Here is a 14,840-nt window from a genome sequence, read left to right as displayed (position 1 = left end):
CTGACGAATGAACGATAACTCATATCAAAATTTTCCCGGTTTTGTATTGCGAACACCACTTTTCCCTCTTGAGTTTTACAAAGACCTTACAGGGGGAGATCGTATTCCGGAAGAAAAATTAAAAGCATTATTCAAGGATACACTCATCCGGGAAGCCGTGTTCCTGGCTTCTCCGCCGCTTTATGAAGAACTGACCCGTTGGGAAGCCGGAACGGTCACAGATAAAAAAAAGACCGATAAACTGCGTTATGCCTTACTCAAATACCTGTCCAGAATGTCTTCCCGTTGCACACCTTTCGGACTTTTTGCAGGGTGTAGTATAGGAGTATTGGGAGCGCAGACCGAAATACAACTCGGCGGAGCGCAGAAAAACCGGAGACATACCCGACTGGATATGAATTACCTGGTGGCCCTTTCGCAGGACCTGGTTAAAAACGGAAATATCAGGAAACAATTGTTGTTTTATCCCAATACCAGTATATATCCGGCGGGCGATCAATTGCGATACATAGAATATAAATATGTAAACAGCAAACGCCATCATCATATTGTAGCTGTAGACAATTCCGAATATCTTACCGGGGTGCTGGAGAAAGCCGGTCGGGGTGCCTTGCTGGAGGATCTGGCAAACAGTCTGGTCGATGAGGAGATTACGTACGAAGAGGCAGAAGGTTTTGTCGAAGAGCTTGTAGAAAGCCAGCTTCTGACGAGCGAACTGGAGCCTTCCGTATCCGGACCCGAATTTCTGGAGCAGATCAAAAAGGTCTTGCGCAAACTGGAAGGTACAGTGCCCTTACTGCAAATACTGGACGACATAGATATTCGTCTTGCGGAACTGGATAATCATATCGGCAACGCTCCCGGGAAATATCTTGAACTCAGTGAATACCTGAAACAATTGGGGACCGGTTTTGAACTGAAATACCTGTTTCAGACCGATATGATTCTGAATACCGAAAAAAATACGCTCGATACAGCTGTGGTGGAAACGCTGAAAAAAGGAATCACTTTCCTCAATAAAATAACACTGCCTCCAAAAAGTACATTACTCGACCAGTTTAAAAAAGCGTTTTACGAACGTTTTGAAGAACGCGAAGTACCTTTGGCAAAAGCCCTTGATGTAGAAATGGGGATAGGATATAAACAGGATCAGGGATCGGGAGATGTCAATCCGCTGGTGGATGATCTTATTATTCCGGGTAAAAGGGCAAAGCACGAGGTTTCTGAAATCCGTTGGAGTGCGGTACAGAATATCATACAGAAAAAACTAACCTATGCCATAGGCACGGGAGCATACCTTATAACAGTTACAGACGAGGATTTCGCAAATTTCGAAGCGGACTGGAATGACTTGCCCGATACCCTTTCGGCTATGATTGAGCTGGTAGAGGAAGAAGGTGTACAAAAATATCGTTTTGGAGGGGCTGGCGGATCAAGCGCTGCCAATCTTTTGGGAAGGTTTTGTCACGGAGATGAAGCTCTGAACCTGTACACGCAACAAATTATCGACTCCGAAAAACACGCTAAGAACGATAAAATCCTGGCCGAGATCGTACATCTGCCCGAGTCGAGGGTAGGAAATATATTAATGCGTCCGGCATTCCGGAATTATGAAATTCCCTACCTGGCAAAATCTGTGTTGAATGAAGATGAACAGTTGCCTCTTGACGATCTGCACATTTCCGTAAAGTACGGAAGGAATGTATTGTTGCGCTCCCGTAAACTGAACAAAGAAGTTGTCCCTCACCTGACAAATGCCCATAATTACAGTTCTAATGCGCTGCCTATCTATCAGTTTTTGTGCGATATGCAAACTCAGGGATTGCGGTCGGGAGTGGGGTTTAATCTCGGGCCTTTTGCCGGAGAATACGAGTTTATTCCCCGTGTGGAATACGAAAATATCATACTTTCCGAAGCCACATGGAACCTGAAGAAGGAGGATGTAGAACCGTTAAAAAAGGAGCAAAAGGATGATGAAAAACTCCGCAAGAGCATCCGGGATTTTTGTGATAAACGAAAAATCCCGCAGTATACCATGCTTACGGACGGAGATAATGAGTTACTGATCAATTTCGGAAATCTTACTTCGGTAAGAATGCTTCTGGATACGGTAAAGAAGAGGTCCGGCTTTAAGCTCACGGAATTTTTGTTTGCCAAAGGGAGTAAGATCAGGGACGATAGGGGACAGCATTATACCAACCAGATCGTACTCTCCTTTTACAATAGTAAAAAACAGAAAAATGAACAATAAACCTATACAACGCAATTTCATTCTCGGCGATAGCTGGTTGTTCTATAAAATATATACCGGACCCAAAACTTCAGACGTGATTCTTACCCAGATCATTCGTCCCGTGGCCCGGCAGCTTATTGACCGCGGAGTTATCGACAAGTGGTTTTTTATACGTTACTCCGATTCCGGTCACCATCTGAGGGTGAGATTTCACTATAATCATCCCGAAGCCATAGCAGCCGTTATCAATAGCCTGCTCCCGGGACTAAAAGACTTCATGGACAAGGACCTGGTCTGGCAGATACAAACCGATACGTATAAGAGAGAGCTCGAACGTTACGGAAGAAAGACGATGGAACTCGCGGAATCCCTGTTTTATCACGACAGTGAGATGATTGTGAATTTCCTGGATATGATCGAAGGAGACGAAGGAGAAGAACTGCGATGGCTGTTCGCGTTACGGGCCATGGATGAACATCTGGATAGTTTCGGGTATTCCGAAGATGAGAAACTGCAGCTTATGGAGCGCTTAAAAACAGGTTTCGGAGAAGAATTTGGTATGGGCAGACCTTTAAAAAAACAGCTGGACGGAAAGTATCGTCTGCACCGGGAAAAAATAGATCGTTTCATGGTTTTTGATGCCGGTTCCGATCCGGATTATGAGCCTATACTGGAAATTCTGGCGCAGAAGAAAACCGGTATAGCCCCTGTTGCAGAGGAAATGATTGCCCGTAAGAACAAAGAGACCCTGGAAGTTCCGGTAAATGATCTGATGGCAAGTTATATTCACATGCTGATGAACCGCTTGTTCAAGTCCAAAAACCGGATGCATGAAATGGTATGCTACGACTTTTTGTATCGCTATTACAGGTCTTCGATAGCCAAAAAGAAAAAGAAGAAGCAGGTTTCTGAAAAGGCGGTGTAACGCTTTTTATAATGAAAGGGACCTATGAGAGGTCCCCTTCGATGCGATTTTATTTATGAGTTTATGCTTTTAGCGCCTTCGATAACCTTTATCTTCAGGCCCTCTTTGTATGCAATAACTTTATCAAGAACGCATTTGTCACTGCTTCCTATGATCTGTGCAGCAAGGATACCCGCGTTTTTCGCACCGTTGAGTGCAACGGTAGCTACAGGAACTCCGCCGGGCATTTGCAGAATTGATAGTACCGAATCCCAGCCATCGATGGAATTACTACTTTTTACGGGTACACCTATTACGGGTAAGGGAGACAGGGAGGCGACCATACCGGGGAGGTGCGCGGCACCTCCGGCACCAGCTATGATCACGGCAATACCCCGCTCATGTGCTTTTTTTCCGAACTCGAACATTTTCTCCGGAGTGCGGTGAGCAGACACAATATCCACTTCGACCTCAATGTCAAAACCTTTTAATATGTCCACTGCTTCCTGCATGACGGGCAGATCGCTGGTACTTCCCATAATTACGGCTACTTTACTCATCCTTTAATTTTTATTTAAATCTTCTTCTTGACGTTTGTCCCGTTAGGATTCGGCAAGAGATTCAACTTACGACTTTAATCGTGTTTTTTACCTTTTCGGCGATTTCTCTCGCTTTGGCAATATCTTTATTGACAATGGTGACGTGTCCCATTTTACGGAAAGGCCGGGTTTCTTTCTTCCCGTAAATATGCGGGGTTACTCCGTCCATTTTCATAATGTCTTCGATATTCTGATAGTTTACCTTTCCGGTATATCCTTCTTCCCCGGTGAGGTTCACCATAATGCCACCTACCTTGCTATCGGTATTTCCGAGTGGTAGTCCGAGAATGGCCCTGAGGTGTTGCTCGAACTGGTTGGTATAGCTGGCTTCAATGCTGTAATGTCCGCTATTGTGCGGCCTGGGAGCTACCTCATTGACGAGGATATTATCGTTTTGGGTCTGGAACATTTCTACGGCCAGAAGCCCTACGTGCCGGTAAGCTTCCGAAACGCGGAGTGCAATATGCCGGGCTTTTTCGGCAACGGCGGCATCTATCCGGGCCGGGCATATCACATATTCGACCTGGTTTGCCGTAGGATGAAATTCCATTTCCACAACCGGATACGTAGCGACCTCACCTTTACTGTTCCGGGCTACAATAACAGCCAGTTCGTTTTTAAAGGGGATCATCTCTTCCGTGATACATTCTACATTGGGAAGGCCTTCGAGATCGGAATGGGTACGGATGACCTTGACACCGCGACCGTCATAACCGAATTGTGCACTTTTCCATACAAAAGGGAAACGAATGCTTTCGTTTTTCAGTGCGGTACCAATCTCGCTCGTATAGGCAAAACGTGTAAAGGGGGCCGTAGAGATCTCGTGATCCACGTAAAATAATTTCTGTTTGGCTTTGTTCTGGATGGTTTTTAAGGTGGCTGGAGAAGGATAAACCTTAATCCCTTCTTTTTCCAGTTTATCCAGGGCAGCTACATTGACATTCTCTATTTCGAAGGTCAGCACGTCCACTTTTTTTCCGAATTCATAAACCGCGTCAAAATCCATAAGGTCACCGGTTAGAAACTCATTACATGCTATACGGCAGGGGGCATCTTCTGCCGGGTCCATGACACAAGTATATATATCGTACTTGCGGGTCTCGTATAGCAACATTTTACCCAGTTGTCCGCCACCCAGAATGCCCAGTTTAAAATCGGAAGAAAAGTAGTTCATCTATGCTGTGTTTGTATTTTCCTCCGCAAAAATAGTTATTTGTTTCAGTTTACGGAATTAAGCACGGCATTTAGTCCGCCCTTTACACTCGAAACTTTGGCAAGAGGATATTTCTGAAGATATGTCCGTACCGCCTGTAAGCTACGTATTCCGCTTTGGCAATAGAAGATAAGATGTTTGTTTTCAGGAATGTCCTGGTCACGCGACATGAGTTCGTCAAGGGGAATATGTATGTCATCCGGACCGTTTATCACGGAACTTATAGTGTATTTTTCTCTTTCGGTATGTGTTCTTACATCGATCAGGACAGATTCTTCCGGAAGGCTTTTGGACAACTGTTCCGGTGTGATCTCGAGATCTTCCGGGGCAAAGTTGCAGTCATAACCGGTATCCTGAAGTGTTTCGGGAATTTCGAAGACTGTTTTTTTAAACCGTAAAACCTGGGTCTGCAGCGACAGACAGTCTATGGTAAAGAGCTTTCCGCGCAGTACTTCTCCTATGCCGCAGATTATTTTAATGACTTCATTGGCCTGGAGGGTTCCTATGATTCCCGGTAAAACACCCAGCACCCCGATTTCAGAACAATTAGGGGAGGTTCCCGGAAGCGGAGGCTCCGGAAAAAGACAACGATAGGTAGGGCCATCCAGGTAGTTGAAAACGGAAATCTGTCCTTCGAACTTAAAAATAGAACCGAAAACAACAGGCTTACCACACATTACAGCAGCATCATTGACAAGATAACGTGTAGGGAAATTGTCCGAACCGTCCACGATAATATCATATCCGGAAAACAACATCCCGGCATTTCCGGAGGTCAGTGCTTCCGGATAGGAGGTGATACCGATGTGCGGATTGAGTTGTGATAACTTACCGGCGGCAGTTACAGCTTTGTTTTTTCCGACATCGTCCATGCCGAACATCACCTGCCGGTGGAGGTTCGACGTGGCAACAGTATCATGGTCTATAATTCCGACATGCCCGACACCAGCCGCCGCGAGATACGGCAATATAGCCGATCCCAGTCCGCCTGCACCTATAACCAGCACTTTTGCATCTTTCAAACGGGCTTGCCCGCTTTCTCCGATCTCATCCAGGATAAGCTGCCTGTGATAATGTTGTTGTTCACCTTTGGAAAACATGGATGTCTTAATTTAAATACCAAAATAATCTATGTAGCGTATTCGTAAAATGATTACTGAGATACACTGCTGAATTTCAAAAATAACAAATAGTACCGTCTTATGATAGATAGCCTCTCTTTTTTAAACCTCAGGTAAGCTATTTACCTGCTTATAAAATGGTTCTTCCGTTAAAACACAGGCAGCCGATATAGGTGAAAAACTAAAATAGTCTGTACCCTAAGATAACAGATAAGCTCCTGTAGTCTGAGTCCCATTGCCCACCGTAGCGTACTATTTGTCTCGATTGATATCTCAACTCCAGGCTATATTTGTCATTTATGGTATAGCCGGCTCCTAATGCCAAATGGGTATAAGAATCGAGGTCAATCCTGGGATAAAGACTACTGCCATCCGCACGGGTAATTCTCAACGAAGAATCCTGGTCAAAATCCAAAACGATTGCGGCATTGATATATAATTTGGATGTATCGTTCAGGTAAAAATAATGCCTGACAGAAATCGGAAGCTCTATAGATTTATAATCTATTCGGGAAATAATCTTTCGACCCGAAACATCATTGACGTTTACAGTTTCTTCGGCTTTATAATACTGATAGGTGGGTTCTACCAATATTGCCCATTTATTGTTGTTAAAGGGAAGAATAAATTCCCCTTCTATTCCCAGTCGAAATCCTGTCTTATTGCCAAATTCTACCTGTGGTCTGTTTTTGGAAGCTATTTGTAGATCCAGGGAAGAAAACTTGACTCCCGGGCGCAGAGCTAAATGAAGCTTTAGTTTTGTCCTTTTTTATAACTGATATATTCAGATGAGGTACACGAATTATATTTAATAAAGATTTTAGCCAGAGAACTTTGCGTGTAATCGAGCCTCTCTATGGTGCTCCTGCTAATTTCCTCACATTTCAAGGCATCCCAGAGTTGCTGTTTATAGCCTACATTGGTTCCTATCTTGTTGTTTTGAGTGATATACTTCTTAAAGATCAGTGGTTGTATTTCGCTTTGGTCTTCACGCTTGAAAAAATAGCGCTTGGTATTTCCGCCTTCGTAGTAATAAAGACTGGCTTTACCTTCGATCAGGACTTTGAGGAAGAGTTCTTCTTTGTGGAAATCGGGAGCCCTGGTAGTGCTCAGGGAACTGATCCTTTCATCGTTAGACCGATCTATATTGACATGGGCCCTTATAAATTTAGAATATCCCGTAATACCAAACTCTTTGGTTGTTTTAATTGTTTTGACTTTGGATACACCATCTTGTGAAAGCTTGTATTCGAACTCCGAAGGGTTATTTTTCCAATCGATATTTTTAATCAGGCATTCCGTTTTTCGTTCGGACTCATCAATGAAATATCCTTTTTCAAAAGAAATCTGAGCATAAGAACGGGCACAAAGCATTGTGACAAAAAGGACAAGTAGTTTTTTTTGCATAAGTTAATTTTTAAACCAGCAGGATAGTGATGTCTAATGTTACAGACAGGTTGGGGGAGGGATTACCTTTTGGCTATGATTTGTAAAATTTGTCAAACATACTAAAAATGTTGAAAAGGGAAACCATAATATTATCCTTCTTATTTATACCCCTTCTCCCAGTCTTTCCAAACCACTTCATACCCTTTATTTCTGATCATGGCTGCAATAGCTTCCGTACTTCGCTCATCGGAGATCTCAAATTGTTCCAGCGATTGAGGGTCTACCGTATAACCGCCGGGATTGGTTTTGGATTCCGCACTCATGGAATTAACACCAAGCTGAATGATATGGTTCCTAAAATTCATACTTTCCCGTGTAGACAGGGAAAGTTCCACATCTTCGTCGAATATCCGGTAGGCAAAGATCAGTTGAGCGAGGTCCGTATCGGTCATGACTACTTTGGGCTCAAGTCCTCCCGAATGAGGTCGAAGGCGGGGAAAGGAGATAGAATACCGTGTTTTCCAGTACTGTTTCTGCAGGTACCTGAGGTGAAGCGCGGTGAAAAAACTATCTGTTCTCCAGTCTTCCAACCCGAATAAAGCTCCGAGTCCGGTTTTGTGAATCCCGGCTTTTCCCAATCGGTCCGGGGTATGAAGCCGGTAACGAAAATTCGATTTTTTACCTTTCGGGTGATGAATTTTATAGCAGGATTCATGGTATGTTTCTTGGTAAACCAGTACGGCGTACAGGCCTTCGGCTATGAGGGCTTCATATTCGTTGGTGTCCAGAGGCTGAACTTCTATACTGATGTTGGAAAAGTAAGGACGGATCAGCCGGATGGCATTTTTCAGATAATCGACCCCGACGGTTCTGTTAGCTTCTCCGGTGACCAGCAGAATATGATCGTATCCTTTTTTCTTCAGGAAAACCGCTTCTTTCAGAATTTCTTCGTCGGTAAGTGTCCTTCGCGGAATTTTATTGGTAAGGCTGAATCCGCAGTACGTGCAGATATTCTGGCACTCGTTCGACAAGTACATCGGGGCATACATCTGTATCACCTTACCGAACCGTCTACGGGTGATCTTCATGCTTTCCGAAGCCATTTTTTCCAGAAAAGGACGTGCCGCCGGAGAAATCAGGGCCTTAAAGTCTTCCAGGGTTTTCCGCTCGGAGCGCAGCGCCTTTTGCACATCTTCAACGGTTTTGGCATAGATGTCTTTCTCTGTGTGCTGCCAGTCATAGGTACTGAAGATCTCATAAAAATCCCGATTTTCTGTTGACGTTAAGGAAATTTCGGAATGTGAGTTGTTCTGAAGTGTCATAGCCATATTTTTTGTCGTGTGGTTATTCCGTGAGAAATGAAGTTAACGGACTGCTGGCTTCTGCCTCTGACCGGGCCGGAGCCAGTCTGGAACGGTACGCAGTTCTTCCGGCTTCGACGGCAAGTTTAAAAGCGTGAGCCATAGCTATGGGATCTCCCGCCACGGCGATAGCCGTATTTACCAGTACGGCATCTGCTCCGGCTTCCATGGCCGCCGCCGCATGTGAAGGGCTGCCGATACCGGCGTCTACGATAACCGGGATGTTGCTTTGTTCGATAATAATATTCAGGAAATCCAGTGTTTTTAATCCCTTATTGCTGCCGATAGGTGCTCCCAGAGGCATAACACACTGGGTGCCGACTTCTTCGAGGCGTTTGCACAAAACGGGGTCGGCATGGATATAAGGCATGACGACAAATCCTTGTTTCACCAGTTCTTCCGCAGCGAGCAGTGTTTCTATAGGGTCGGGAAGCAGGTACCTGGGATCGGGATGTATTTCCAGTTTAATCCAGTTGGTTTCCAGGGCTTCCCGGGCCAGTTGAGCCGCAAACACGGCTTCTGTGGCTGTTCTTACGCCGGAGGTATTAGGTAAAAGGCTGATCCCTGTATCCAGCAACGAAGCGTGAATGTCTTCTGACTTTTCCTCCGGATTAACTCTTTTCAGGGCAACCGTGGCGAGTTCGCTTTCCGAAGCTCGGACGGCAGCCTTCATCTGGCTGGCAGCACTGAATTTTCCCGTTCCGATAAAAAGGCGGGACGAGAATGTTTTATCTGCAATAATTAATGTATCGTTGGTTTTCATGTTTACTGATGTTTTACAATTTCGGTTGTTTGTTTACTCGGACCGGCAGCATGCCGGATAAGTTCCCCGATCATTCTGATCATGTCTTTGGTGCTGCCTGGTGTCGTTACACGTTGTTTGGGGGTGAGCAGACCCGATACGGCTATTCCTGAGATTCCTGTTTCCAGGATGGGCCCGATATCCCGTAGGGTAATTCCTCCTATGGCAATGACCGGTATATTTGTTTTCAGTTGCTGCAAGGTTTCCATTATTTGCGAATAACCGTCCAGACCGAGAACCGGCGCAAGGTTCTTTTTGGTTGTAGTAAAACGGAAAGGTCCCAGTCCTATATAGTCTACTCCTTCGCGCTGAAGTCGATCTATATCTTCGAGAGTATTGGCTGTTCCGCCTATGATTGCTTCGGGCCCGAGGATGTTTCGGGCTTCGGCAGGGGGAAGGTCGTTATTTCCGAGATGTACCCCATCGGCTCCGATGGCCCGGGCCACGGAAACACCATCGTCTATAATGAGTACAGCTCCGTAACGGGTACAGATATCCCGGGCCTTTCCTGCAGTGTCAAATATTTCCCTTTCGGTATGGTCTTTCATGCGGAGCTGTATCCACTTCCCTCCGGAAATACAGACTTCCTGTATATGTTGCAGATGCTCTTCCGGGCTTTTGCCGGTGGAAATGTATTGCAGGGCGATATGCTCCGCTTTCCTTTTGGCCGGATCGGCAAGCAGAAAGCGGTAGGTGTATTCTTTAGCCAGGATGCAGGACTGTAACAGGTCGTATCCGCGAGCGAGATAGGAAGCTATACCGGCAGAGAGCACACAACCGCTTCCGTGTCGGTTTACATCCAGAATATTCCGTGGAAGGAGCGTTGCAGAAATCGCATCTTTAAAGTACAGGATGTCGGTTCCTTTCTGCGCATCACTCCGGTGTCCGCCTTTGAGTAAGAGGGGACAGCGCGAAGAAATGTCGGATATGGCCTTCTTTATATTTCCGTTTTCGGCAATGGCCCGGAGTTCATCGTAATTTGGGGTGACCAGCGAACACATTTCAAAGATGTCAGACAATCCTCCGACCGACAGGTTTCGGTGAAATGTATATCCGCTTCCTGATTTCAGTACCGGGTCCCATATAATATCGGTCTCCGGGCTGACCTCGTGTATCATCCTGATGATTTGGCGGAGGATATCCGGATTTTCTATAATGCCGATTTTGGCTACCCTTACCGGATAACTGTTAAGAAGCAGCTGAAGTTGGTCCAGTATAATGCCGGGATCCGTCCAGTAGCATTGCTCGAAGGTCAGGTCGTTCTGAACTGTCAAAGCCGTGCATACGCTAAGTCCTGTACCTCCCAGAGCATTGATGGTACTGAGATCTGCGGTCATACCTGCACCGCTGCATGGGTCATGTCCCGCGATGGTCAGCACATACGATGTAGTCATGATTTTCATTTTGATCGGAGTAGTTCGGATTTTTTATTGTATTGTTCCAGGAGATATCGAAAAGCTTCAACAGGAGAAGAAGCGTTCCATATATACCCGAGGACAGCTATCCCTGAAAAGCCGTTTTGTAGTGCCGTCGGAATATGCTCCGGAGTTACACCTCCCAGTGCCAGAACGGGGAAAGGAAGTTCTTGTCCGGAAAGGTCAAAGGAATGTCCCCCGTACCCTGTTTTGGAAATACTGTCAAAAACGGGGCTGAGAAAAGCATAGTCAAAGGTATCAGCCTTACAGGAAAGGAGCGCTTCGGTAGCGTGAAAGGAGGTACTTACCGACAGTTCTTTTTTTCGGTAAATATCGATAAGAGTTCCTGCGTCCTTTTTTTTCCTGGCTTTTTCCGGAAGGTGAATACCTTTTAGAGTATAGTCGTCCGTAATGTCGTAATGCTGATGCAGCGCAATCCCCGGGTGATACGTTTCCGGGATCTGATCGAGGAAACGTATGGTCTCTGCCCGGTTCATTCCGGGCTTCCGGAGGTGAAGGGTTTGCAACCCTTCCTCAAACATGCCGATAATAGCGGGAATCTCATCAGGTGAGATTCCCGGGCAGGTGATGACGACAAGTTCCGGTATATTTGTGCTGCGTTTACTGTTTTTCATTTTTACAGATATATTTCACTGCCTTTCTCTGTAAATTCCCTGGCTTTTTCTTCCATACCTTCCTTGATGTCCTTGTCTTCGAGATCACGGATTTCCTGTGATATTTTCATCGAACAGAACTTCGGTCCGCACATGGAGCAGAAATGAGCTACTTTGGCTCCGTCGGCAGGAAGTGTCTCGTCGTGGAATTCCCGGGCAGTATCCGGATCGAGCGAGAGGTTGAACTGGTCTTCCCAACGGAATTCGAACCGTGCTTTGCTCAGGGCATCATCCCTGTACTGCGCTCCGGGGTGACCTTTGGCCAGGTCGGCAGCATGGGCGGCTATTTTATACGTGATAACTCCGGTCTTTACATCTTCCTTGTTAGGCAGACCGAGGTGCTCTTTTGGGGTGACGTAGCACAGCATGGCCGTGCCGTACCATCCGATCATGGCCGCTCCGATACCCGAAGTAATATGGTCGTAGCCCGGTGCGATGTCGGTGGTTAATGGGCCCAGTGTGTAAAAAGGGGCTTCCCCGCATTCAATTAACTGCTTGTCCATATTTTCCTTGATCATATGCATGGGCACATGCCCTGGACCTTCTATAATAGTCTGTACATCGTGTTTCCACGCAATCTTTGTGAGTTCGCCAAGCGTTTCGAGCTCGGCAAATTGAGCTTCATCATTGGCATCTGCAAGGCTTCCCGGACGTAATCCGTCCCCGAGCGAGAACGATACATCGTAGGCTTTCATAATCTCGCATATATCTTCGAAGTGTGTATAGAGAAAGCTTTCCTTATGATGGGCAAGGCACCATTTGGCCATGATAGATCCGCCACGGGATACGATACCTGTTACCCTTTTGGCAGTCATAGGAATATAACGGAGAAGTACCCCGGCATGAATCGTAAAGTAATCCACACCCTGCTCTGCCTGCTCGATAAGAGTATCCCTGAATATTTCCCAGGTCAGGTCTTCAGCAATACCATTGACTTTTTCAAGGGCCTGGTATATAGGTACTGTTCCTATAGGTACCGGGCTGTTCCGCAGTATCCATTCGCGGGTTTCGTGTATATTTTTGCCGGTAGAGAGGTCCATAATGGTATCTGCACCCCAGCGACAGGCCCAGACGGCTTTTTCAACTTCTTCTTCGATATTGGAGGTCACTGCAGAGTTACCGATGTTGGCATTAATTTTAACCAGGAAATTCCGCCCGATGATCATAGGTTCGCTCTCCGGGTGATTGATATTATTCGGAATTACAGCTCTTCCTCTGGCTACTTCGTCTCTTACGAATTCCGGAGTGATCACTTCGGGGATAGAAGCTCCCCAGTTATTTCCGGGATGCTGACGGGTAAGTTGTTTTATGTCCTGTAATTTCTGATTTTCACGGATGGCTATGAATTCCATTTCGGGAGTGATGATTCCTTGTTTTGCATAATGCATCTGTGTTACGTTCTGTCCGCTTCTGGCACGTAACGGTTTCCGTATATGCTGAAACCGGAGTTTGTCCAGCTCGGTATTCTGTAATCTTTTGTTACAATATGCCGAACTGAATTCAGACAGTTGCTCCACATCGTTTCGCGAAGCGATCCATTGACTCCGTACCGGAGGTATGCCTTTTTCTACGTTGATATCAACCGAAGGATCTGTAAAGGGACCACTTGTATCATATACGGTGACCGGAGGGTTAGTCTCCGTAGCCCCGGTAAGGGCATGTTTGGAATCGCTCAGGGCGATTTCGCGCATCGGGACCTTGATATCCGGATATATAGCTCCCTGGACATATACTTTTCTGGAATTGGGTAAGGGGGCTCTTGTGATAATCTGTTTGCCCGGTGTTTTGTCTTTTTTCATGAGAAAGTTTTTGATTTATGAGGTAATACGGTGTAAGTGAAAAACGGGAATGTCTGGTTATCCCCCTTGCGTAGCTCTGATAATAAGGATGTCCTGTTGGTCGGCAAGCGTATACGTATCCCATTGTTTTTGCGGGATGACTTCGCGGGAATGTTGCTGTTCGATAAAAGCAACGTTGTCATCGGGAGGCAGGTTCAACGCAATGGCGATGCCTTTCGGAGGGATATTGATATGCCTGATGAGGTCTGTAATAGTGCTTTGTCCTGCTAAAGAGACAGATTTGTCGTTAACGCGTACCGTTATTGTTTCCATACGTCTTGTTTTTTAAGGGTCTGGAACAATAGGAATGCCTGTGGCGGGTAAGAATACGTGAATACAGAAAATCCGGGCAACGGATTTCGTGTCAGAAAATACAATATTCGCCTTTTCCCTTCGCCGGTATTACCCGGATCAGGTTCAGAGGGTATTTCTCAGCCTTATTTCCTGTGTCCTTTCCGGAACAGGAGGTAAAGCACCCCTAAAGTTCATATACAAAGGTATATAAAAAATCCGGGGATAAAAAAGGAATGTAAAAACATAAGGTTCAGGATATCATTATGGTCTATATATAGTATAAAAACTAAGGTCTGCAGAGGCTGTGTCGGGAAGAGGGAGTATTCTTTCGGGCAGATATTACTATGGTTATCGCCCTTTAGGAAGCGGGAACAGCAGGTTTGTGGTGTAAAGTTTATTGCAATTTTGGGAATATGGACGGAAATAATACCTGGAAACCGGGAAGCGGATGAGTTTCAAACCGTATATATGGGCTTTATGTATGTCTGTTTTATACTGATTTCTTTCTGCAAACACATCTGAAAGTACAGTTTTGATGAAGCGAAGGAAGTCTTGACTAAAATCTTTTTTCGTGTAAGTAATTCATCTTTAGGTGTTGGTAAAAAACATTAAAAAAAAGGCATAAATTATTTGGTTGGGATTGTGAAGAGATTATATATTTGCACCCGCTTTGGAGGAGAATGATTGATGAAGAAGGAAGCGAAAAAGTTCTTTAAAAAAATGTTTCAAAAAGTTTGTCAGAACGAATAAAGGTATTAGTTTTGCAGCCGCTTTGCGAGGGAGATTAGGAGAGTGATAGCGGGAAAGTTTTTTGAAAAAAGTTAAGCAAAAGTTTGGTCAGAATAAAAAAGGTTTTTACTTTTGCAGCCGCTTACAAAAACAGTAAGTGGATAAAGATTGACTAAGGAGTTCCTTGATATATTGTTGACAGCACTAACAGTAGCGATTTGTTCGCTACGAATTAGGAAGATTTAAGCAAGGTTATTTTGAGTATAGT

13 protein-coding genes and 1 riboswitch are annotated in these 14,840 nt (G+C 45.3%); of the genes, 2 read left to right on the top strand and 11 right to left on the bottom strand.

What is annotated here, in order from left to right; genetic code table 11:
- Window positions 1-7: 7 nt before the first annotated feature.
- Both BT112_RS20165 and BT112_RS20160 read left to right on the top strand, forming a co-directional pair.
- Window positions 8-2,251: a lantibiotic dehydratase family protein gene (locus BT112_RS20165; protein ID WP_072319271.1), complete on the top strand. Its 2,244-nt coding sequence runs from the start codon at window positions 8-10 to the stop codon at window positions 2,249-2,251.
- The gene (locus tag BT112_RS20160) at window positions 2,241-3,158 is read left to right on the top strand and encodes a thiopeptide-type bacteriocin biosynthesis protein (protein ID WP_072319270.1); all 918 of its coding nucleotides are present in this window, start codon (window positions 2,241-2,243) and stop codon (window positions 3,156-3,158) included. The genes BT112_RS20165 and BT112_RS20160 overlap by 11 nt, the downstream gene beginning before the upstream one ends.
- A gap of 53 nt (window positions 3,159-3,211) precedes the next feature.
- On the opposite strand, the gene purE is transcribed toward BT112_RS20160, so the two are convergent.
- From purE to thiS, 11 genes are all read right to left on the bottom strand, one after another.
- Entirely contained in the window at window positions 3,212-3,697 is a 486-nt protein-coding gene (purE, locus tag BT112_RS20155; RefSeq protein ID WP_072319269.1) for a 5-(carboxyamino)imidazole ribonucleotide mutase, read from the bottom strand.
- Window positions 3,698-3,758: 61 nt separating this feature from the next.
- A complete protein-coding gene (locus BT112_RS20150) occupies window positions 3,759-4,910 on the bottom strand; it encodes a 5-(carboxyamino)imidazole ribonucleotide synthase (protein ID WP_072319268.1) in 1,152 nt (383 codons plus the stop codon).
- Between the two features lie 44 nt (window positions 4,911-4,954).
- Window positions 4,955-6,049, bottom strand: a complete 1,095-nt coding sequence (locus BT112_RS20145) for a HesA/MoeB/ThiF family protein (RefSeq protein WP_072319267.1) — start codon at window positions 6,047-6,049, stop codon at window positions 4,955-4,957.
- A 202-nt stretch (window positions 6,050-6,251) separates the two neighbouring features.
- Window positions 6,252-6,662 carry a hypothetical protein gene (locus tag BT112_RS20140; RefSeq protein ID WP_072319266.1) on the bottom strand — a complete coding sequence of 137 codons (411 nt, stop codon included), beginning with the start codon at window positions 6,660-6,662 and terminating at the stop codon, window positions 6,252-6,254.
- 161 nt (window positions 6,663-6,823) lie between these two features.
- Window positions 6,824-7,477, bottom strand: a complete 654-nt coding sequence (locus tag BT112_RS20135; protein WP_072319265.1) for a hypothetical protein — start codon at window positions 7,475-7,477, stop codon at window positions 6,824-6,826.
- Window positions 7,478-7,617: 140 nt separating this feature from the next.
- Window positions 7,618-8,781, bottom strand: coding sequence for a 2-iminoacetate synthase ThiH (thiH, locus tag BT112_RS20130; protein WP_175545834.1), 1,164 nt, complete (start codon window positions 8,779-8,781; stop codon window positions 7,618-7,620).
- 22 nt (window positions 8,782-8,803) lie between these two features.
- Entirely contained in the window at window positions 8,804-9,583 is a 780-nt protein-coding gene (locus BT112_RS20125) for a thiazole synthase (RefSeq protein ID WP_072319264.1), read from the bottom strand.
- A 2-nt stretch (window positions 9,584-9,585) separates the two neighbouring features.
- Window positions 9,586-11,016 carry a thiamine phosphate synthase gene (locus BT112_RS21525; protein ID WP_175545832.1) on the bottom strand — a complete coding sequence of 477 codons (1,431 nt, stop codon included), beginning with the start codon at window positions 11,014-11,016 and terminating at the stop codon, window positions 9,586-9,588.
- Between the two features lie 5 nt (window positions 11,017-11,021).
- On the bottom strand, window positions 11,022-11,672 hold the full coding sequence (locus tag BT112_RS20110; protein WP_083565005.1) for a thiamine phosphate synthase: 651 nt from the start codon (window positions 11,670-11,672) through the stop codon (window positions 11,022-11,024).
- Window positions 11,673-11,674: 2 nt separating this feature from the next.
- Window positions 11,675-13,510, bottom strand: a complete 1,836-nt coding sequence (thiC, locus tag BT112_RS20105; protein WP_072319263.1) for a phosphomethylpyrimidine synthase ThiC — start codon at window positions 13,508-13,510, stop codon at window positions 11,675-11,677.
- Between the two features lie 57 nt (window positions 13,511-13,567).
- Entirely contained in the window at window positions 13,568-13,822 is a 255-nt protein-coding gene (gene thiS, locus BT112_RS20100) for a sulfur carrier protein ThiS (RefSeq protein WP_072319262.1), read from the bottom strand.
- A 98-nt stretch (window positions 13,823-13,920) separates the two neighbouring features.
- Window positions 13,921-14,039, bottom strand: a riboswitch (TPP riboswitch).
- Between the last annotated feature and the right edge of the window lie 801 nt (window positions 14,040-14,840).

Source organism: Sinomicrobium oceani, assembly GCF_900119185.1.
GTDB lineage: Bacteria > Bacteroidota > Bacteroidia > Flavobacteriales > Flavobacteriaceae > Sinomicrobium > Sinomicrobium oceani.
This window is presented reverse-complemented; position numbering and strand designations above follow the sequence as displayed.

Bases quoted from the DNA above. Each gene is read 5' to 3' on its own strand.
- BT112_RS20110 (WP_083565005.1), bottom strand. From the start codon at position 11,672: ATGAAAAACAGTAAACGCAGCACAAATATACCGGAACTTGTCGTCATC.
- BT112_RS20145 (WP_072319267.1), bottom strand. From the start codon at position 6,049: ATGTTTTCCAAAGGTGAACAACAACATTATCACAGGCAGCTTATCCTG.
- BT112_RS20150 (WP_072319268.1), bottom strand. From the start codon at position 4,910: ATGAACTACTTTTCTTCCGATTTTAAACTGGGCATTCTGGGTGGCGGA.
- BT112_RS20125 (WP_072319264.1), bottom strand. From the start codon at position 9,583: ATGAAAACCAACGATACATTAATTATTGCAGATAAAACATTCTCGTCC.
- thiS (WP_072319262.1), bottom strand. From the start codon at position 13,822: ATGGAAACAATAACGGTACGCGTTAACGACAAATCTGTCTCTTTAGCA.
- BT112_RS20165 (WP_072319271.1), top strand. From the start codon at position 8: ATGAACGATAACTCATATCAAAATTTTCCCGGTTTTGTATTGCGAACA.
- BT112_RS21525 (WP_175545832.1), bottom strand. From the start codon at position 11,016: ATGACTACATCGTATGTGCTGACCATCGCGGGACATGACCCATGCAGC.
- BT112_RS20135 (WP_072319265.1), bottom strand. From the start codon at position 7,477: ATGCAAAAAAAACTACTTGTCCTTTTTGTCACAATGCTTTGTGCCCGT.
- BT112_RS20160 (WP_072319270.1), top strand. From the start codon at position 2,241: ATGAACAATAAACCTATACAACGCAATTTCATTCTCGGCGATAGCTGG.
- thiH (WP_175545834.1), bottom strand. From the start codon at position 8,781: ATGACACTTCAGAACAACTCACATTCCGAAATTTCCTTAACGTCAACA.
- thiC (WP_072319263.1), bottom strand. From the start codon at position 13,510: ATGAAAAAAGACAAAACACCGGGCAAACAGATTATCACAAGAGCCCCC.
- purE (WP_072319269.1), bottom strand. From the start codon at position 3,697: ATGAGTAAAGTAGCCGTAATTATGGGAAGTACCAGCGATCTGCCCGTC.